This window comes from Ruegeria jejuensis, from assembly GCF_041537905.1.
GTDB lineage: Bacteria > Pseudomonadota > Alphaproteobacteria > Rhodobacterales > Rhodobacteraceae > Ruegeria_C.
Window position 1 is genome coordinate 1 of sequence record NZ_JBGRUO010000002.1, and the last position, 19,971, is coordinate 19,971.

Here is a 19,971-nt window from a genome sequence, read left to right on the forward strand (position 1 = left end):
AAAAAATCACAAAATCAAACCACAAACACAAAAAATCAAACAATATCAGAATACTAACAACAAAATACAACCAACAAAATCAATGAAAACCTAACCAAAACAACACAGAACAAACACCCAAACCAAAATCCCGAGTCGTAAGACAGCGCGGATCAACCGTGACACATGCAACTTTGATGGTAACAATCCCCAAAGCCGCCAAGGTCTGGACCGTCCGGACCGATATACGCAAGGAATGACATTTGAGGGATGAGACCATGGAGCAAACAACCAGATCAAAAACCGGGTTCTTTGATCCGGCAGCATGCGACATTTCGGAGTTTCTCACTCTGGTCACCAAGCAGCTGGGTTCGCATGATGTGCCCCATGCGGCCGAGGTGGCCCACAATATTCCCGTCTACGACATGGCCGAACTTGCCCCCGTCCTGAATGACACAAAGGGCCGCTGTGCTCTCTTGACCGAATGGGGGTGGGTTCTGGGGCAATCGGCGGGGGTTGTGGCGCTGCGCGGCGCCTATCCCGAGACTGCTCCGATTGATGCCGCGACGCGGATCTATGAAGAGGTCATTCTTGAGGAACGCGAAGCGGGCTCGGGGCATGACCATTTTGCTGCAGCCGGGGCAAATGACAGGGTTTGGAACACGCTGCAAAAGCTCTGCGAGCGCGACCCGGCCATATTTGCCGCCTATTTCGGCAATCCCGCAATTGCTGCCGTCTGCGAGGCCTGGCTTGGACCGAACTATCAGATGACGGCGCAATTGAATGTCGTGCGCCCGGGCGGTGCGGCGCAGGAAGCGCATCGGGATTACCATCTGGGTTTCATGACTGCCGAACAGGCCGCGTCTTATCCGGCTCATGTTCACGATCTGTCGGCAGCCCTGACGCTGCAGGGCGCCATCGCCCATACGGATATGCCGGTGGAAAGCGGCCCGACAAAATTGCTGCCATTTTCGCAGCTTTACCGGCCCGGCTATCTGGCTTTTCGGCTTGACGCGTTTCGACAGGCCTTTGAAGAGCATTATGTGCAACTGCCGCTGCGCAAGGGTGATGCGCTCTTTTTCAACCCGGCGCTCTTTCATGCCGCTGGAGCCAATACCAGCACCGATATTCAGCGCGCGGCCAACCTGCTGCAGATCTCGTCGGCACTTGGCATTCCGCTGGAGAAAATCGATCGGATGGCAATGTGTAAACGCCTTTATCCGGTTTTGCTGGACGGTCAGCTTGCGCTGTCACCAGATCAGGTAGATGCCGCTATTGCCGCCTGTGCGGATGGCTATTCCTTCTCGACAAACCTCGATCGCGACCCCCCTGTGGGCGGGTTGGCGCCGCAGACCCAAGCTGCTTTGATGCGGCAGGCCTTGGACGAAAAATGGGGCCCCGAAAAATTCGGGGCCGCACTTGATGCACAGGCTGAACGCCGATCGGCGTCGTTACTGTAATCGTTGCCGCGTCGCAGTGTCCTGTCGGCTGTTCTGCTGATTCACCCGATATTGCATATCGAAACAGCGCAGCAGAAAATGCCTGACGCGAGCAACAAATGTGGTCGGACTATCTAGCGTACAATAATGCGCCCCCCGCCGACCCGGGGCGGCTGTGTGCTTGGAAGAATGCATGGCTTTGCCCCCATCTGAAATGTTGAAAATAACAACACCGCCAAGATAGATTCGCAGAGGCTGCAATGTCTGTGATCTGGAACACAGTTGCGTGCAATCTTAACAATTGTCTCTCTTTGGACGACAATGAGGGTGGACTTAGCGACGCAGTATTAGTCCGCGCCGGACGCGCCAGCTTGGGTATCAGACGCGCTCTCGCCATTGGGGACCTTGATCTCCTCGGCAATCTCCTTGGCCCAGTCCCCGATCACCGGCACGAAGTCGATCTGACTTAGGATGTAGACCAAAACAGATACCAGGATCGAAGCGCCGATCACCGTGCCCAGCCCAACAGCCATCCCGCGCAGCAGCGCCTGAAACAGCATCCGGCCGAGCGAATTCTGCACCTGAACGAAGCGGTGGCCATTGAAACGCTCGATCTCTTCGCGCAAGGCACGCAATTCCTGTTCGACACCATCGGTCATGCGCGCTCTCCTGTTGCGACACCGGCACGGCGCTCAATCTGTCGTCAAACGGGCGGGCGCGCAATTGCTATCAGCGCACCACATGCACGGCGCAGGGCGCGTGCCGCACGATCTTGGCGGCGGTCGAGCCCAGCAACAGGTCCTGCATCCCCGGCCGGTGTGAGGCGACAATGATCAGATCGGGTTTGTTCACCTCGGCCCAGTCCAGGATCGATCGCCCGGCGTGACCTTCGATCAACACTCCCTTTGCATTTGGCAGGTCGGCGGCCTTGGCATCCAGGTCGGCCTGTAGCCCCTTGCGCATTTCGATCATGTAATCGGGGGGAATGTAGCTGACGGCGTAGGCCGGAATATGCTCGACCACATGCAACAACGTGATCCGGGCGCCGGGTGTCGCCAGCAAGCGTGCAAGCTTAAGCGGGCCAGAGACATCGCGCTCTGCCTCAAAAGCGATCGGGACAAGGATATTGTGATACATGACGGGGCCCTCCACTGACCCGCATCATGGTGGGATACCCCTGCCCTCGCGGCCTTGATTCAAATCAGGTCAATTGAAGGTTTCGGCAACGTCATACATCACCGGCTCAAAGCTTTTGCAGAGCTGGTGAATGCGGCGATTGCGGTCGCGCATCTCGGGCGTGCGCAGCATGGCAAGGAAATCCTCGCGCTTTTGCCATTGCGAGTAATTGGCGATCCGGGTCTGCGCATCGTTCACATGCAGGCCCGCCGCGACAAAGCCGGGCTGTTTCGAGATGAACTCGGCATAGGCTTCGGTCAGCGCCTCAAGCAGGTCCTGGCAGGTGCCAGGGGTCATTTCGAAGGTGGTTATGACGGTCTGAACCGTTGCGGATTTGGAAATTGTTGGCATGGGCTCCTCCCTGGCTGATGTTCAGTTTATCACAGCTTTTGCAGCCTGCGCTCGATTTCCTGCATCAAACCAGTGACTTCCTGATGGGCCGGTCCTTTCGGCGCTTCAAGCACCGCACTGCCCTTGCCCAGCGTTTCGGCATAGACCACACGGTTCGCCAGCACCTCATCCGCGACATCCGCCTCCATCTCTGAGGCTCTTGCGGTCACATCGACGTCCAGTCTCGTGCCCGGACGGGCGCGGGTCATGACCATCAATGCAGGCCGACCCTCGCGGTTGGCCAGATCCAGGATTGTCTCGACCGCCCAGAGGTCCAGATGCGAGGTCGCCACGGGCACCAGCACCAGATCGCTGGACCGCAGCGCGGGACGCAGATCGCTGTCGGCCTTGGGCGGTGTGTCGATGATGACGATGTCATGGGAATCGGCCAGTTTGCGCACCTCATAGGTGACGCCCCAGGCCGAGGCGGTGGAAAACTCCAGCCCCGGATCGTCGCAGCCTTCGACACGGGTCATGAACCACCGCCCGGCAGAGCCTTGCGGGTCGGTATCCATCAGGGCCACGGTTTTGCCGGCGCGGGCAAAGGCAACAGCGAGGTTGACGGCCATCGTGGTCTTGCCCGAGCCGCCTTTCTGCTGCGCGATTGTGATGACGTGACCCATGCGTCCTCCCCTAGATGTTATGGGGCAGCTTAGCGATCAACCGATGCAGAGCAATGCACAAAACGTCACGGATCGCCCGCCGATCTTCTCGCGATAACCACTCGTTAACCAAGGTTTACGAAGTTTCTCGGAAGATGGCGCTGACGATCCGAACTCTGTTGATATGGCTGATGGTCCTGGGTGGTGCAACACCGGGGAGCGCGGGCGCGTGGCTGCAAGAAAAACGCGGCGGCTTTCTGTCCGCAACCACAACCGGATACCAACGGGACGAAGCAGTCGAATATCGTAGCGCAATCTACGCCGAATACGGGTTGCTGAACCACATGACGCTAGGCATCGATATCAATGACCGGGCCGGAAATAGCGGCCACGCCCTCGTCTTTGCCCGCCTGCCGCTCTCGCCGCCGGGCTGGCGCAATCGCTTTGCGATCGAACTTGGCACTGGCGCGCATAACAGGCTGGGCCGGACAGCGGCGATGCACAAGGTCACGTTTTCTTATGGTCGCGGTGTTACCACCGGCCTCGGCCCGGCATGGGTTGCAGCGGACGCCGCACTGGAATACCGAACCGGTATCGGCCAGCAGATCCGCAAATTCGATCTTACATTGGGAATGTCCGCTGACCGTTTTGTGAATCCGCTACTGCAACTCGAAACGGCCCATGTCCGAAACGATGAGCTTTACTGGACCGTCACTTCCGCTCTGCTTCTTCGTGGCAAAAAAGGCACGCGCTTGCTGATCGGGGTTGAACGCCGCTCTGCGCATCCTGGCGGGTTCGGTCTCAAGTTTGGCTTCTGGCGGAATTTCTGAGCGTTCGGGCGACACCATGGCGCCGCCGCCCGAGCGTCGCACTCATTTGTCCTTGTCGATACGCACCAGGACATCGGCAGTGCCGTGCACGGCGGTTTGCCACACCACATCCACCTTGTTCCGGTCTGACCCACGCTCAAGCAGCACATAAGGCATTCCGTGGTTCGCCGCGCCGGTCCAGTTGACCACCGCCCCGATCGGCACCACGGAATCGACGGCGCGTGCCCTCGCCCCGAATGGCAGCTTTTCACCGGGGTCGACGGTCCAGGTCTTGGCATCGCCGGACTGGGTGTGCCGCACCCGGATCGGGTTGGCCACCTGGTGCTCAATCGCATGAAAGGAATTGCTGTTGAACTGGACGTCCTTGAACCGGCTATAGTCAAATCCGGCAAAGCTGGTATCGACCCGCTCAACCCGATCAATCGCTCCGTTGGTGCTGCGGAATTTGTTGCCGGTGACGGTTACTCCGTTCAGGAAATGACCGACACCGTGGGGCTTGACCACGATATAGCTGAACCAGGGCGCCACATCGCTCGACAGGAACACGTTGTCGGTGATGCTCAGCGCACTGAACGAAAACTCCGAATTGTAATCCGGCGTCGCATCCCGTTCATTAGCCCATTCGATATAGCAGTTATCGACGTAATTGCCGACCAGGCTTGTGCTGACATAGGTATTGGCCAACACAAGGCCAGCGGTGCGGGTCCCGTTCGCCACCCCGTCGCCCTGAAAGAAGTGATTACCCAGAACAATATGATTGGAGCCGCCAAGAACCGCAAAATGCCGAAACCGCGTCGCACGATTGTTGCGCAACTTGACGTCGTTGGCATTGACGTTCAAGGCAATCGACCTGCGGTCAGCAACGTTCAATGCGTCCTCAGAAGACAAGAACTGACATTGATCAATCAGCATCCCCTGGCAGCCACCGCCAATCGAGGTGATACCGCGATCCTTGGGACGCGAAATGAAGGAATCACTGACATTGAAGATGATGCCACTTGGCGCCAGCCGGATCGCGCTGCACCTGCTGTTGCACTGAAATTCAATCCCCTGCATTCCAAACTTCGAAAGCTGGCTGAAGCCGCTGAAATCCAGCAGGTACTTGAACGCCTTGAAGGTGAAGTTCTGCGTGCCTGCCGCGTCATAAAGCGACGTATTCAGCGTGATCTCACCCGCGCCCACATTCTTGGACCGCACATAGACCTCTCGGCCAACCCCGTTTCCGGTGACCAGCGCCCCAACCGGAATATTTGCGATATTTGCGACATTTCGCAGCTTGCGGCTATCCGACGAGGGGTCATAGGTGCATTGCGATACAAAGGTCTGAGTATCCCAGGCCGAACTGGGCGCCGCATCCAACTGCCCGTTCCGAATGATGCGCCGCGTCGCATAGCTGGTACGGTTCGGCACCGCCCCCTGCATGTCGATCGGACCAGTGACTGAAACCTTACGCCCGCCCATATCCAGCGATTCGTGGTCAGAGTTATTCAGCAACGCCTGAAACGCCTTGCGAAACGCCAGTTCCTCGTTGCCAAAGGCTGCAATATAGCTGGGCAGATCGAAATTCTTGGTCAGCACCAAGGTCTGAGCCGTCGGCATCGTCACCGTACCCGCGAACTCAACCTCCGAGGACAGCGCCAACGAGTCGGCAAGATGATACACGCCCTCGGGCACCAATATGCGCCGTCCATCCGCCGCTGCGTCCGCCGCAGCAAATGCCGCGTTGTTGTTCGTGACCCCATCGCCCACTGCGCCATAGTCACGGATATCGACCACGTTGATCATGTCGCGCAAGAAGAAGCCGGTGACATCTTCGATCTCGATATCGTCGATCCGGACAATCCCGCCATTGGACCCCTCCAGATTGATTCCGAAATGCCCGAAAATGGCGGTGCTTCCCCAGGGCAGATCGACGCCGTCTCGACGCCCGGTACCAACAATCGCAGAAACCTCGACAACCTCGCCATAACTTGTCAGCGCCACTGCCGGTCCTCTGGTGGGAATACCTGTTACCTGCGCCTCACCCGCGCCACCGGCCCAACCGGCAATGCGCACCGTGGGCAAAGTACCCGAGATCGCTTTCACGCGCGCACGCACGCGCAAGTAACAGCCCGGCAGCAAGGGGGTCTGCCCCATATAGCGCAGCTTCTGCGTGGCAGTGGTCTTCTGCATCTCCAGACAGCCGCCGAAATCCGCATCCGCTGGAACAAAAGCCGCATTCGGCGCATTCGCATATGTCCCCGAGCCTGGCCTGCCGTCTCCGCTCGACCAGACATTCAGCCCCGCACTGAATGCCGGAGGCATGAATACGATCCCGTCCGTGATTGCCTTGTTCATCCCGATCCCTTTCCCAAACGCGCCTGCGCGCACAGCAAACCCAATCCGGGGCGCAGCCCGGTTGCTCAAAGGGATATTCGGGATAGGTCAAACTCGGCTTAGCGCACCGTCACGGTGGTGTTGCCTCACACCGCAGACCCCGGCGCATCGAGTATCTGCACGCCGTTGATCTTCCAGCCGTTTTCAAGGTCGACCATCTGGTAGTCCAGCACGTGCAGATTGCCTGCCGCGTCGGTGATCATCACTTTCTGCCACAGCTGGCCCGACACTTCGCGCAACTCCAGAAAGCGCACATCGGCGGGCCGCCACACCATCGGATACCCATTGCGCACCATCGCGCCAAAGTTTTCCGGGGTCCCGAACAGGCGTTGGATGGAGGGGCTGGCAAACGTAAAGGCCGTGGCGAAATCATCCGATTTGAAGGCGTCGATCTGCGCCTGAATATTGGACTGAATCTCATCGTTCTGGGCCTGCGCCGACAGCGACAGGCCCAGTCCAAGGATCAGGGACAAAATCAGATGACGCATAAGCTTCCCTCCGTTTCAGGTCAAAAGGGTAGCCCGGCGCGCTAGCGCGTCAAAGGTCAGAGCAGCTCGCCCGCCAGCCCCTTGTCGATCAACGCAATGGTTTCTTCCACACCATAAAGCGCGATGAACCCGCCAAACCGCGGCCCCTGGCTCGCCCCCAGCAACACCTCGTAAAGCGCCGTGAACCAGCCCCGCAGCGGATCAAACCGGTCGCGCCCGACCGCATAGACCACCGATTGCAACGCCTCATCCTCGACCGGGCCATCATAGGCCGCCAGTTCGGCGCGCAGCGCCTCCAGCGCTTCGCGTTCCTGATCCGTCGGGGCCCGGAATGTGCGGGTTGGCTTAACGAAATCATTGAAATAGCGCACCGCAAACCCGGCCGCCTGATCCAGATCGGGATGGCTTTCGGCACTGGCCTCGGGCGCGTAGCGGCGGATGAACCCCCAGAGCGCGCCCTTGTCCTCGGCCCCTGAAACCGAGGCGAGGTTCAGCAGCATCCCGAACGGCACGATCATCGTCGAGGCCGGCACGCTATGGCCATGAATATGGAACACCGGATTGTTCAGCTTCGCCTTCAGGTCCTGACCGGGATAGGCCCGCAACTGTTGGTGATACTCATCCATCGCCTTCGGGATCACGTCAAAATACATCCGCTTGGCGGTCTTGGGTTTCTGATACATGAAATAAGACAAGCTCTCGGCGCTGGCATAGGTCAGCCATTCGTCGATCGACACGCCATTGCCCGACGATTTAGAAATCTTGTGGCCCTGGTCATCCAGAAACAGCTCATAGGTATAGTTCTCAGGCGCCTTGGTGCCCAGGATCTGGCATATGCGCCCATAGATCGAGGCATTGGTGGAATGGTCCTTGCCGAACATCTCGAAATCAACGCCCAGCGCCGCCCAGCGCGCACCGAAATCGGGCTTCCACTGTAGCTTTACATTGCCACCCGTGACCGGCAGCGTCCATTCGCGCCCGTCCTCGTCGTCAAAGGTAATCGTGCCATCCTCGGCATTCACCGACTTCATCGGCACATACAGAACCCTGCCCGTCTCGGGATGGATCGGCAGGAAGATCGAATAGGTCTGCTGGCGTTCCTCGCGCAGGCTTTTCAGCATCACCGCCATGATCTCGTCATAGCGCTCGACACAGCGCCGCAGCACCTCATCGAACTGGCCCGAGCCATAAAACTCGGTCGAGCTGATAAACTCATACTCGAACCCAAACGTGTCCAGGAACCGACGCAGCATCGCGTTGTTATGTTCGCCAAAGCTGTCATGGGTGCCAAACGGATCGGGAACCGAGGTCAGCGGCTTTTGCAGCGCCTCCTGCATCAGCTCCTGATTGGGCACGTTTCCGGGCACTTTGCGCAGCCCGTCCAGATCGTCCGAAAAGCAGATCAGCTTGGTGGGAATATCGCTGATCACCTCAAAGGCGCGACGTACCATCGTGGTCCGCGCCACTTCGCCAAAGGTGCCGATATGCGGCAGACCCGAAGGGCCATAGCCGGTCTCGAACAGGACATAGCCCTTTTCCGGAGGCGCTTTCTGATAGCGTTTGAGCACCCGGCGCGCCTCTTCAAAAGGCCAGGCCTTGGACGCAAGAGCGGTTTCACGCAGTTCAGACATATCGGTCTCCATCGGGATGGCCATTCAGGGCCACGACGCCGGGCTGCCCCATGCAGCCGGCCCGGCATCTCCTATTGTGCGGATGCAGCATAAGTCAATCGCCCCAAGCCGCACAACGCGCGAAAACACGGCAGCGAAACAAACCAAAACGGCCCCAGTCAGTAGGGAATTTGCTGAGAGTTCGGGTAAACGCCCTTCACGCCCGGCAGGGCCTGCACCCGGCCGACCGCACTTGTAGGCGCGCTGATCTGAAAGACACGCTCCGCCTCTCCCATCGGGATCGTCGCGCGATGTGGATCAACGGAAGCCCCGGCATCGCGTAACCGACCGCGGACTTCATCATCCGTTTCAGGCCCCGCATATGTTACCAACCACTCCATGCGGCGCCTATCCTACCAAAGGCAACCGGCCCCGCATAGAACTGAACGCCGCTGCCGCATTTACCACGCCTCGACCGTGATCTGCATCCCAACCGACGCTGCGCCCGATATCGATCGCCGTATCCATCAACAGCAGCTTCAACTCAGCAGGCGTCAGCCCCGGGTTGGCCGAAAGCAATGCCGCCCCGACCCCGGCTGCAACTGGCGTCGCTGCCGACGTACCATTGTCGAACGCCGATGCTGCGGTTCCTGCCGGACGACCCGGGCCGAAATTCCCGAAAAAATGCGAGTAGCTGGCGACGTCGGGTTTTTGAGGCTCGAACATACCGGGCCCCTGACTCGAATACCCGATCCGCTCGTGTCGGCTGTTGACCGCAGCGACTGTGATCACCTCTTCCAGACTGTTGGAGGCATGAATCGACACGCCCGGTCCGATCCCAGACGGATGACACCGCCCGCTCGGACAGTTCTGCCCGCAATTGCCCGCCGCAAAGAAACAGGCCACGCCCGCCGAAACCACCTCGCGCACCTTGCGGTGTAAGGGATGGTTGATGTCATGAATTTCATGATTTGGTGCCTGCGCTGGATCGGGAACCCCGGCAAAACCGTATGAGTTGTTGGTGATCTGCGGCGTGCCATCGATGTTCCACTGGTTCAGAACCGCCTGAAACATCTGCAAGGCCCCACCAGAATTGGGAATGCCCAGAAACGGATAATCGTAAAGGCGCGCCGCCGGAGCCGCCACCAGCACATCCGCAGCGCACATGGACCCGTGACTTGTAATTGCCGCCGCGCCGGGCTGCACAAATGCGCCCGGACGGGCAAAACCACCGATCACCGGATACTCGTCGCCATTCACACCCTCATCAAGAATTCCCACTACGATGCTCTGCCCACGATAGCCGCTATCCCACAGCATATCCGTACCCAGCAGATCACGCAGCACGGCAAGATCAACCGCATCGCGAAACGGTCTGCAATCAACTCCACCATCCGAACGTGCGCTGTCCATCGCTTCATGCGCGGAAAACAAGGTGAGCGGCGAATTGGGCCATATCGACACATTCGGGTTCCCGCGGAGATCATCCAACCGCTCACGGCTGATCTCGGCGGGCAGAATCATCGTACGGCTGACTGGCGCAAGCTCGGGGTGCAACGGCTGAACCGAGTCGATAAAATCAGCCCCCGGACTTGCGCCGACATCCAGAAACATGGGAATCGGTGTGCAGTTCTGGTCCAGTTCAATTCCCGCGCCTCCCACATCGGACAAAAGGTCGGCGGCCTGACGCTCAGCCTCGCTTTCGCCCTCCACAGCCGCGCTATGCATTTCCAGTGCATCGGGACGCTCCGATGCTATTTCCAAAAGGACCCGTATCCCGGTCATCTCGCATCTCCTCAAATGGATTTATTGAATGGGCCAAGTATACACCAAGTGAGGGATTTTCGGAATTCAACCAGGCAAGAGTTGAACCCGTTTCAAACGCCCCGTATCTTGCGCAGAATTGAAAAACCCGGCAGGACACCGCTTATGACACAACAAGCCCCCCATCCGATGACGCCCCAAGATTGCCTCGTGGCGATCATGGTGGCCGTGTCCGCGTCGGACGAAAACATCCGCACGGCGGAACTGGTCAAGATACAGGCAGCCGTCAACATGCTGCCGGTCTTTGCCGATTATGATATCGACCGCATCAACTTCGTGTCCCAGACCGTGTTCGACCTGTTCGAGCAAGTTGACGGGCTGGATGCGCTGTTCGGCCTGATCCGCGACAACCTGCCCGAACGGCTGAACGAGACCGCGTATGCGCTGGCCTGCGACGTGGCCGCCGCTGACGGGTCACTGGCCGATACCGAGCTACGCCTGCTGGAAGAAATCCGCTACGAGTTGAATGTCGAACGCCTGCACGCCGCCGCGATTGAGCGTGGCGCGCGTGCGCGCCACACGGTCTGAACCTCAACTACCGTAGAGAGCGCCCCAGCGCTCGATCAGTTTTTGTTGCAACCGGCGCGACCGGCGGTTCCAGGCGCGCGCTCCGGGCGGCACGTCCCGGTCGGCGCGCGCGATCTTGGCGCGTTTCTCCATGTTTGCAGTAAAGATGGCAAAGGCCAGATCGCGCCCATCCACCCTCGTGGCATAGCCCCCCAACGCGGACACAAAATTGAGCGTGCCTGTCTTCGCCTCCACCCGGATCGGATGCGCACGGTTCTCGCGCCCCTCGGAATCCCGCATTGGAAACCGCTTCAGCAAGGGCTGCAATTCGTCAGTCTTCTGGGCCACCACAAAGGCGCGCACCAGATCTTCGGGCGCCATGCGCGACCCATCGCCTAGCCCGGAATGATCCACCATAAGCGTGTTCTGCATTCCGTAGGATTCGGCGGCCCACTCGCTCATGGCCCTTGCTGAGGCGAGCAATGATTCAGGCCGCCCATAAAGCGCGCTGGTGGCGCTCATCCCGATCATCTCGGCGGTGAGGTTGTTGGAGTATTTCAGCATCCCGCGCAGGATATCGACCAGCGGTGCGCTCTTGTGACGTACCAGAATGGCCCCGCCGGGCCGTGTCTGCGTGACATTGACCTTGCCCAGCACAATCCCGTTGACCCGTGCGAGTGTCTGAAACACGTCGCCCGCATAATGCGCGGGTTTGCGCACCGGCAGCCAGCGCGCGCCGCCATTGCCAAGCGCCTGGCTGGCCACGGTCCACTTATCGAGCCGCGCCGCCTCTTCATAGGTATAGACCGGGACCCGTCGGTTCACGACCTGCATCAGCGCCATGCTGACCTGTGGTTTGTAGTTCCTGGTCCGCGCATCCATGGTCACCGCGTACCCCTTGGGGCCACGTTTCCACTCGAAATGCACTCGGTTGTAATTCAGTGCGATCCCTGAGACCGCCGGGCTATAACCAAGGTGGTCGGGCTGACCGGGATCAATGCTGCGCGTATGCGGCAGGGCCCCGTTATAAACCTTGAACGTGCCGCGCACCTCGCGCAGGCCTGATTCCCGCAACTGCTTGGCCATCTCGGCCAACGCCTCGGTGTCCAGCGTCGGATCAGACCCGCCGGCAAGGATCAGGTTGCCATGCAGCACACCGTCCTCAATGCGACCATCCGCGATCAGGCGAGTCTCAAAGCGGTGGTCAGGGCCCAGCGCTGCCAAGGCATAAAGCGCCGTCAGCGCCTTTGCCACGCTGGCAGGCGGCAACCCCGCCTCACCTCCAAACGTTTCAAGAATCTCACCAGTCGTGGCATCGGCCACCGCATAGCTCACTTCTCCACTCAGGCCCGAAGCGGCGATGACCCGCTCGGCCGCGCTGCGCTTTACCCGCGCCTGTGGACGCAGCGAGGTCTTCGGCGCGGCGGCCAGTGAGGGACCGGTCGCCGCCAAGGAAGCGGCACCGCTCAGAAAGGCTCGTCTTGAAACGCGAAATCTCATGCCGGTATAAAACCGATGCCTGAATCCCGGGGCAACCGGACAATTGCAGTTTTAGGAATTTATGTTGCAACTTCACGCCGCTGTGATCGAGATCAGCTCGCCCCTTGCGCGATCCAAGCCCCTTTGGCCCGTAACCCTGTGGAGCTCAAATCAATCATCGGAGCGTTGACGAAACACCAGGCCGGGGCCTGCGCCTGCCCAAGCAGATGGCGCGCCTGCCCATCCAAACGACAGCCCCGGTAGATCTGCGCCGCCGGGGACATCCGCGCCGAGATCCGTTGGCCCGGGCGGGCAACGACCCCCACGGGGACCGTATCCATGATCGAGCGCCAATCCTGCCAGTGATGGAACTGCGCCAGATTGTCCGCGCCCATAAGCCAAACGAACCGCACCTGCGGATAGAGCGCCCGCAAGCGCCGGATCGTATCCGCCGTTGCGCGTGTGCCCAGCTTCGCCTCGATATCCGTTACTTCGACCCGCGGATGCTGAACCACCCTGCGTGCCGCTGCCAGCCGCTGATCCATCGGGGCCGGTCCGCGTGACTTCAGCGGGTTGCCTGGCGAAACCAACCACCAGACCCGGTCCAGCCCAAACGCCTTCATCGCCTCCAGCGTGACATTGACATGCCCCCGATGCGGCGGATCAAAAGACCCGCCGAACAGTCCGATGACCTGCCCGGGCCGCGCATATGGTATGGAGCATCGCAACATTCTCTGCTGTTGTTCAGAACTGTGCCGTCATGTCAATCAACAGGTTGCACCAGATCCCCCAGGCTGACCGGCCCGGGCCGCACCACGTCTGCGCACCAGCCGCCATGCCCACGGACGGCGGAATAGCCGCCCTTGCCCAGTGCCTCTTCCATCCGGCTGCACGGCGCGCAGATTATCGTAAGGCGCAAAACCGCCGCGCCGACCTGCACCTCACGCCCCTTTAGCGCCGCCAGATTGATACCCGAGATCACCAGATTGCGCCTGAGCACCTCCGCCGCAACAGGCCTGCCCCCCAGAAACCCACCAATCGCTGCCAGATGCTCTTGCTGGATCAGCGTCACCGCCCGCTTGCCCACGCGAGCGCGATCCCCCTCCAACCCATCCTCCGCAATCATGGCTGAGGCCACACGAACAACCTCCGCACGCCGCTCTGGCCGCAAACCGATCCACTCGACCCGGCCGGGTTGCCTCCAACCCGTTATCAAACTCGCCAATTGCGACAAATCACGGCCCTCTTCCAGCCTGGCCAGGCTACCTCAAATCATGAGACGGCAGAATTCACAAAACCACCAGCTTGCCCCGCCTCTCCGGCTTGGCTATCTAGCTCGCCAACCCGATTTCCCCGACCCAGAGGACACGATATGGCCGCCTATCAATATGTCTACCACATGCAGGGTGTTTCCAAAACCTACCCCGGTGGCAAGAAATGCTTTGAAAACATCCACCTGTCCTTCCTGCCCGGCGTGAAAATCGGCGTCGTCGGCGTCAACGGGGCGGGTAAATCGACCCTGATGAAGATCATGGCAGGCCTCGACCCCGATTTCACCGGCGAGGCATGGGCCGCCGAGGGCGCCAAGGTCGGCTACCTCCCGCAGGAGCCGAAACTGGACGAAAGCCTCAGCGTGCGTGAAAACGTGATGCTGGGGGTGAAGTCGAAAAAGGACATCCTCGACCGCTATAACGAGTTGGCGATGAACTACTCGGACGAGACCGCCGAGGAGATGGCCGAACTGCAGGACAAGATTGATGCCGAGAACCTCTGGGACCTCGACAGCCAGATCGACGTCTCAATGGAGGCACTGCGTTGCCCCCCCGATGATGCGGAAATCGCCAACCTATCGGGTGGTGAAAAACGCCGCGTGGCGCTCTGCAAACTGCTGCTCGAAGCGCCCGACATGCTGCTGCTCGACGAACCGACCAACCACCTGGACGCCGAGACCATCGCCTGGCTGCAGCAGCACCTGATCGATTACAAGGGCACCATCCTGATCGTCACCCATGACCGCTATTTCCTGGATGACATCACCGGCTGGATTCTCGAACTCGACCGCGGTCGGGGCATTCCTTACGAGGGCAACTATTCCGCGTGGCTGGAACAGAAGGCCAAACGCCTGGAACAGGAAGCCCGCGAAGACAAGTCCAAGCAGAAGACGCTGGAACGCGAACTGGAATGGATGCGGCAGGGCCAGAAGGCCCGTCAGGCCAAGTCCAAGGCGCGTATTCAGGCCTATAACGAGCTGGCCAGCCAGTCCGAACGCGAGAAAATCACCCGCGCCCAGATCGTCATCCCCAACGGCCAGCGCCTTGGCGGCAAGGTGATCGATGTCGAGGGCCTGTCGAAACACATGGGCGACAAGCAATTGATCGAAGGGCTGGATTTCGCCCTGCCCCCCGGCGGCATTGTCGGTGTCATCGGCCCTAACGGTGCCGGTAAATCGACGCTCTTCAAGATGCTGACCGGTCAGGAACAGCCCGATGCTGGCACCATCACGCTGGGCGACACCGTCGAGCTGTCTTATGTCGACCAGTCCCGCGACGATCTGGCCGATAATGACACCGTGTGGGAGGCGATCACCGGCGGGGCCGAGATCATCCAGCTGGGCGACGCGCAGGTCAATTCCCGCGCCTATTGCTCCTCCTTCAATTTCAAGGGCGGCGACCAGCAAAAGAAAGTCTCGTTGTTGTCCGGTGGCGAGCGCAACCGCGTCCACATGGCGCGGCTGCTGAAAGAGGGCGGCAACGTGCTGCTGCTCGACGAACCGACCAACGATCTGGACGTCGAGACGCTGCGCGCGCTGGAAGACGCGCTGGTCGATTTCGCCGGTTGCGCCGTGGTCATATCCCACGACCGCTTCTTCCTCGACCGCATCTGCACCCATATCCTCGCCTTCGAAGGCGACGCCCATGTGGAATGGTTCGAGGGCAATTTCGAGGATTACGAAGAGGACAAGAAGCGCCGTCTGGGCCCCGACGCGCTGGAGCCCAAGCGGTTGAAGCACAAGAAGTTTGTTAGGTAATCTCACCGAATGAGTGTGCGTCAAATTGATCCCTGGCACACGCTTGGAGCGCGCTCGGATTCCAAAGGAGGTTAAGCTGGAAGAGTACTTCGTTTATATTGACGAGGCAGGTGATGAAGGTTTCGGGAAACTCAGGAACTCTAGTTCTGGCGGGCAATCATCCTGGCTCCTTCTGGGCGGCATCGTTGTTTCAAAGGAAAATGATCGCTTACTGCCACAATGGCGAAACGAGATTATGGATCAATTCCCTCAAAAACGGCGCCGGGATCTCCATTTTCACAAGTTGAAGCACGAGCAAAAAGTGTTGGCGTCGCGTACGTTGGCGAACAAACCATTTGGAGCATGCGTAATCGCATCATACAAACCAACGCTGTTGCAGCTTGACGATCAGAAACTTAGTGTTTTCAAGCAAAAAGGCCATCTCTATAACTATTTGGTTCGCTTCCTGTTGGAGCGCGTTTCTACTGCCTGCGCTCAGAAGAGCCAGAAAACTGGAACCGCATGTAAGGTCAACGTCACGTTTTCGAAGCGAGGCGGTACAGACTATGAGGTGATGCGTGACTATCTGTTTCTTATGCGCGACGGTCGCGAAGTTGTTCGTCCAGTCCGCTCGATTGACTGGTCAGTTTTGAACCCCGAGGATGTAAAAGTTGAAGATCATGCGAACCGAGCGGGCTTGCAAATTGCAGACGTTGCAACCAGCGCTGTATACAGCGCACTTGAGCCAAATCTATATGGTGATACTGAACCAAGATATGCCAACTTCTTGCGTCCAAGATTTCTCAAACAAAACAAACGAATTTTGAACTGCGGTGTCACGCTGGTTCCGCGCAGATGCAGTATCCCACCACAATCAGAACAATACATTCAAAGTCTGTAAAGTGCGGGCCCCTGGATCCTGTACCACGCCGCAAAGGACGCTGCCGCCGCTTGGCAACTCGGATTACTCCCAGCGCTTGCCCGCAGCCTATATATATACCCTAAAGGTAAAATATCAACTTATATATGGAAGCCTACCTAGCTACTTGGGTACAATGAGTACGGGATGGGTGTGAGCCTCAGTCAGCAGCCCTAATCAGCTACATTTGACTTCTGAAACACCCGTCCCCTATCACGCTGCCACCGCCACATCGTCCAGCTTCTGCAGGAACATATCGTGGTCGCGCTCAAAAATGCGTTCCAGCTTCAAGGCGATCTTGTTCATCTTCTGCACCTCCTTGAACAGGTCCTGCGCCTCGCTTTCGGCCAGTTTCTGTTCATGCGGCTTGCCCTTCAGGTAGCGCTGGAAATCCATCCGCAACTCCTCGATCCGCTCCATCTTCCGGGTGAATTGGTGCAGGTATTTGCTGTAGGTCTCGGCCGAGATGTCGAACAGCCGGTAGGCTGATTTGATCTCTTTGTTTTGGTGATGCTCGCCCGCCAGCACCGCAATATCGATCCGGGATGTGGTCAGGTCCTTTTTCTTCATCCGCAATTGCTTCAACCCGCGCGAGATGTCCTTGACGCCCCATTTCGGGGCCTTGCCCCGCGCCTCAAGCGCCGCCATGGTGTTGTCGCCGACTAGGCCGTCGATCTTCAGCTTGTGCTTCTTCTGGAACGCCTTGACCGCGCTCAGCATGGTATCGTCAAACACCCCGTTCACGGCCAGCTTCGGCTTGGCGCCGGATTTGTTGAGCTTTTCCTGAACTTTCTTGACGGGGGCGCCCTTGGCGCCTTTCTTCAGCAGTTTCATCGCTTTTCTCCGTATCTGTGTCGGCAGGGTGCCGAACGTGCTGTGGTAAAAAACAGATAGCTGGCCCGCAAAACCCGCGCTTGCGGAAGGGCTGAGGATTGCATGAGGGTTTCGGGGGATTTTCTGGGAATTGTGCCTTCGGGGCAGGCTGGAGGGCCATTCCGCTCTCAAGGGGCGCTGGACCTACCGCATAGCGCGCGGGATGACGCCCGCGGCGCGTCCTACCGGCTGCGAAGGCGGCTCAGCAGCGCGCCGAGACGTCCGGGCCAGCGTTCGTCTTGCTGCCGCGCGATCTTGAACACCTCCGGCTCGGTCGCGGAGTTTGGTTTTTTCTTGCGCGCTTTGAGCCCGCGCATTTGCGGCGAGGGTGCCGTCTCATTCAAATGTTTGTCCATGAACGCGCGGATCGCCTGCTCCGAGAACACGTCCCGAGACGGTTTCTTCTTTGGTTTTGCGTGAGTCCAATCCGCTTTCTCGGCAAGAACATAAACGGATTCGTCGGTCATGGCACAACCCCAAGAAGTTCGACACATTGCCCGCGCCCACCGCCGGGCGCGCGTCTGTCCTGCTCAGATAAGCCTTTGTATTCGCAATTCAAATGCGACGATTTCTCCATCAATGTGGAGTTTATTGGGCGCAAATGTGGCACAAATGTGGCTGCACCGCAAGCGCTAACAGAAACCCAAGGTTGTGGCTGTATGCTTACGCCTGGTCGCGCCAGCGGTTCACGATCGGATAGCGGCGATCCAGCCAGAAGGCGCGCGGCGTCAGGCGGGCACCCGGGGCCGACTGGAACCGCTTATACTCGCTGACATAAACTAGATGCTCGACCCGGCGGGCGGTCTCGGCGTCGAAACCGGCCGCAACGCAATCGGCAATCGAGCCATCCCGGTCCACCAGAATATCCAGGATCGCGTCCAGTTCGGGATAGTCCGGCAGGCTGTCGCTGTCCTTCTGGTCGTCGCGCAGTTCGGCACTTGGCGGCTTGTCAATCACCGAGGGCCGGATCACCTCGCCCTCCGGGCCCATCATCCAGTCGCGATGATTGGCGTTGCGCCAGCGGCAGGTCTCGAACACGCGGGTCTTGTAGAGGTCCTTGATCGGGTTGTAGCCGCCGGCCATGTCGCCATAGATCGTGGCATAGCCCACGGCCACTTCGGATTTGTTGCCGGTGGTCAGCAGCATCTCGCCAAACTTGTTGGAAAGCGCCATCAGCAGCAGCCCGCGCAGGCGGGACTGGATGTTCTCCTCGGTTAGGCCCGGTTCGGTGCCCTCGAACAAAGGCGCAAGCGTCTCGGTGATCGCCGCGCGCCCCTTGGAAATCGGCACATAGTCATAGCGCACGCCCAGCGCCTTGGCGACGGCCTCGGCATCGTCCAGAGAGGCCTGGCTGGTATATTCCGAGGGCAGCATCACGCAACGCACATTCTGCGGCCCCAACGCATCCACCGCGATGGCCGCGACCAGCGCCGAATCTACACCACCCGAGAGGCCCAGCAGCACCTTGCCGAACCCGGTCTTGCCGCAATAGTCGCGCAAGCTCTGCACCATGCAGCGGTAATCCTGTTCCCATTCGTCGGGCAGCGGCGCGATCTCGCCTTGTTGGATGCGCCAGCCCTCGGGGGTACGCTCAAGATCGATCTGGGTGATGGCCTCGTCAAAGACCGGCATCCGCAGCGCCAGCGCGCCGCCTGGGTTGATCGCAAAAGTTCCACCGTCAAAGACCTGATCGTCCTGACCGCCTACCATGTTCAGGTAGATCACCGGCAGCCCCGTCTCGACCGAGCGGGCAACCATATGGTTCAACCGCACATCCATCTTGTTGCGGAAATAGGGCGAACCATTGGGGATCAGCAGGAATTCGGCCCCGGTCTCGGCCTGGGTCTCGGCGACATCCTCGAACCAGCCATCCTCGCAAATGGGCGATCCCACACGCGTGTTGCCGACCGAATATGGCCCGCCCAAGGGTCCGGCATCAAAGATGCGGACCTCGTCAAACACCGTATCATTGGGCAGGTGATGCTTCAGCATGCGGCTGGCGATCTTGCCGTCCTTGAGGATGCAATAGGCGTTATAAAGCCTGCCATCTTCGGCCCAAGGGCAGCCGATGGCCAGCGCAGGGCCGTCAGCACATTCCGCAGCCAGCGCGCGCACCTGATCCATCGCCGCCAGATGAAACGCCGGTTTCATCACCAGATCCTGCGCGTTGTAGCCGGTGATGAACATCTCGGTCAGCGCGACCAGATCTGCGCCCGCCTCTTTGCCTTGCTGCCAGGCTACGCGAGCCTTGGCGGCGTTGCCCTCAAGGTCGCCAACCACCGGATTGAGTTGCGCCAGTGCGATGCGGAAACTGTCGGCCATGCCGCCCTCATGTAGTAAAGGTCAACCTGCCATTTACCAGATCACGCCGAGAGGGAAAGCCAAATGAGGCAAAAGACATTGCCCCCGGAGGCCGCCTGACTTAATTTTGCGGAAACACGTGCAGCGATGCACGGAAATGAGCAGACAGAG

At 59.3% G+C, this 19,971-nt stretch carries 20 protein-coding genes; 5 read left to right on the forward strand and 15 right to left on the reverse strand.

The features are described from left to right. Positions 1 to 257: 257 nt before the first annotated feature. A complete protein-coding gene (locus tag AB1E34_RS02485) occupies positions 258 to 1,439 on the forward strand; it encodes a phytanoyl-CoA dioxygenase family protein (protein ID WP_372570764.1) in 1,182 nt (393 codons plus the stop codon). Between the two features lie 326 nt (positions 1,440 to 1,765). Here AB1E34_RS02485 and AB1E34_RS02490 read toward each other — a convergent pair whose 3' ends face one another. From AB1E34_RS02490 to parA, 4 genes are all read right to left on the reverse strand, one after another. After that, positions 1,766 to 2,077 (reverse strand): DUF5665 domain-containing protein, encoded by a 312-nt coding sequence (locus AB1E34_RS02490; protein ID WP_372570765.1) that lies wholly within the window; start codon positions 2,075 to 2,077, stop codon positions 1,766 to 1,768. 70 nt (positions 2,078 to 2,147) lie between these two features. Beyond that, positions 2,148 to 2,555, reverse strand: coding sequence for a universal stress protein (locus tag AB1E34_RS02495; protein ID WP_372570766.1), 408 nt, complete (start codon positions 2,553 to 2,555; stop codon positions 2,148 to 2,150). 69 nt (positions 2,556 to 2,624) lie between these two features. Then, positions 2,625 to 2,945 carry an antibiotic biosynthesis monooxygenase family protein gene (locus AB1E34_RS02500; RefSeq protein WP_306196499.1) on the reverse strand — a complete coding sequence of 107 codons (321 nt, stop codon included), beginning with the start codon at positions 2,943 to 2,945 and terminating at the stop codon, positions 2,625 to 2,627. 29 nt (positions 2,946 to 2,974) lie between these two features. After that, positions 2,975 to 3,607, reverse strand: a complete 633-nt coding sequence (gene parA / locus AB1E34_RS02505) for a ParA family partition ATPase (RefSeq protein WP_372570767.1) — start codon at positions 3,605 to 3,607, stop codon at positions 2,975 to 2,977. Between the two features lie 14 nt (positions 3,608 to 3,621). On the opposite strand from parA, the gene AB1E34_RS02510 reads away from it, so the two are divergent. Continuing rightward, positions 3,622 to 4,416 carry a hypothetical protein gene (locus AB1E34_RS02510; protein ID WP_372570768.1) on the forward strand — a complete coding sequence of 265 codons (795 nt, stop codon included), beginning with the start codon at positions 3,622 to 3,624 and terminating at the stop codon, positions 4,414 to 4,416. A gap of 42 nt (positions 4,417 to 4,458) precedes the next feature. Here the strand turns inward: AB1E34_RS02510 and AB1E34_RS02515 are convergent, their stop codons facing one another. The 5 genes from AB1E34_RS02515 to AB1E34_RS02535 all read right to left on the reverse strand — a co-directional run bounded on the left by AB1E34_RS02515 (position 4,459) and on the right by AB1E34_RS02535 (position 10,675). Next, positions 4,459 to 6,753, reverse strand: a complete 2,295-nt coding sequence (locus AB1E34_RS02515) for a glycosyl hydrolase family 28-related protein (RefSeq protein WP_372570769.1) — start codon at positions 6,751 to 6,753, stop codon at positions 4,459 to 4,461. A 125-nt stretch (positions 6,754 to 6,878) separates the two neighbouring features. Beyond that, entirely contained in the window at positions 6,879 to 7,280 is a 402-nt protein-coding gene (locus tag AB1E34_RS02520; RefSeq protein ID WP_372570770.1) for a DUF4864 domain-containing protein, read from the reverse strand. A gap of 56 nt (positions 7,281 to 7,336) precedes the next feature. Next, positions 7,337 to 8,911, reverse strand: a complete 1,575-nt coding sequence (locus AB1E34_RS02525) for a lysine--tRNA ligase (protein WP_372570771.1) — start codon at positions 8,909 to 8,911, stop codon at positions 7,337 to 7,339. 158 nt (positions 8,912 to 9,069) lie between these two features. Next, on the reverse strand, positions 9,070 to 9,291 hold the full coding sequence (locus AB1E34_RS02530; RefSeq protein WP_372570772.1) for a hypothetical protein: 222 nt from the start codon (positions 9,289 to 9,291) through the stop codon (positions 9,070 to 9,072). A gap of 7 nt (positions 9,292 to 9,298) precedes the next feature. After that, entirely contained in the window at positions 9,299 to 10,675 is a 1,377-nt protein-coding gene (locus AB1E34_RS02535) for a S8 family peptidase (protein WP_372570773.1), read from the reverse strand. A 144-nt stretch (positions 10,676 to 10,819) separates the two neighbouring features. Here AB1E34_RS02535 and AB1E34_RS02540 point away from each other — a divergent pair, with 144 nt between their 5' ends. Then, positions 10,820 to 11,242, forward strand: a complete 423-nt coding sequence (locus tag AB1E34_RS02540; protein ID WP_306196512.1) for a tellurite resistance TerB family protein — start codon at positions 10,820 to 10,822, stop codon at positions 11,240 to 11,242. Positions 11,243 to 11,245: 3 nt separating this feature from the next. Here AB1E34_RS02540 and dacB read toward each other — a convergent pair whose 3' ends face one another. The 3 genes from dacB to AB1E34_RS02555 all read right to left on the reverse strand — a co-directional run bounded on the left by dacB (position 11,246) and on the right by AB1E34_RS02555 (position 13,838). Then, positions 11,246 to 12,721, reverse strand: a complete 1,476-nt coding sequence (gene dacB / locus AB1E34_RS02545; protein WP_372570774.1) for a D-alanyl-D-alanine carboxypeptidase/D-alanyl-D-alanine endopeptidase — start codon at positions 12,719 to 12,721, stop codon at positions 11,246 to 11,248. 92 nt (positions 12,722 to 12,813) lie between these two features. Further along, the gene (locus AB1E34_RS02550) at positions 12,814 to 13,428 is read right to left on the reverse strand and encodes a nicotinate-nucleotide adenylyltransferase (protein WP_372571095.1); all 615 of its coding nucleotides are present in this window, start codon (positions 13,426 to 13,428) and stop codon (positions 12,814 to 12,816) included. 35 nt (positions 13,429 to 13,463) lie between these two features. Next, entirely contained in the window at positions 13,464 to 13,838 is a 375-nt protein-coding gene (locus AB1E34_RS02555) for an MOSC domain-containing protein (RefSeq protein ID WP_372570775.1), read from the reverse strand. A 234-nt stretch (positions 13,839 to 14,072) separates the two neighbouring features. Here AB1E34_RS02555 and ettA point away from each other — a divergent pair, with 234 nt between their 5' ends. Together ettA and AB1E34_RS02565 are read left to right on the forward strand one after the other, a co-directional pair. After that, complete coding sequence (gene ettA / locus AB1E34_RS02560; protein WP_372570776.1) at positions 14,073 to 15,728, forward strand: energy-dependent translational throttle protein EttA; 1,656 nt, start codon at positions 14,073 to 14,075, stop codon at positions 15,726 to 15,728. 25 nt (positions 15,729 to 15,753) lie between these two features. Beyond that, positions 15,754 to 16,608, forward strand: a complete 855-nt coding sequence (locus AB1E34_RS02565) for a DUF3800 domain-containing protein (RefSeq protein ID WP_372570777.1) — start codon at positions 15,754 to 15,756, stop codon at positions 16,606 to 16,608. Positions 16,609 to 16,839: 231 nt separating this feature from the next. On the opposite strand, the gene AB1E34_RS02570 is transcribed toward AB1E34_RS02565, so the two are convergent. From AB1E34_RS02570 to AB1E34_RS02580, 3 genes are all read right to left on the reverse strand, one after another. Continuing rightward, positions 16,840 to 17,460 carry a peptidoglycan-binding domain-containing protein gene (locus tag AB1E34_RS02570; RefSeq protein ID WP_372570778.1) on the reverse strand — a complete coding sequence of 207 codons (621 nt, stop codon included), beginning with the start codon at positions 17,458 to 17,460 and terminating at the stop codon, positions 16,840 to 16,842. 221 nt (positions 17,461 to 17,681) lie between these two features. Continuing rightward, positions 17,682 to 17,966 carry a hypothetical protein gene (locus tag AB1E34_RS02575; RefSeq protein WP_372570779.1) on the reverse strand — a complete coding sequence of 95 codons (285 nt, stop codon included), beginning with the start codon at positions 17,964 to 17,966 and terminating at the stop codon, positions 17,682 to 17,684. Between the two features lie 196 nt (positions 17,967 to 18,162). Then, the gene (locus tag AB1E34_RS02580) at positions 18,163 to 19,821 is read right to left on the reverse strand and encodes an NAD+ synthase (protein ID WP_372570780.1); all 1,659 of its coding nucleotides are present in this window, start codon (positions 19,819 to 19,821) and stop codon (positions 18,163 to 18,165) included. Positions 19,822 to 19,971: the final 150 nt, after the last annotated feature.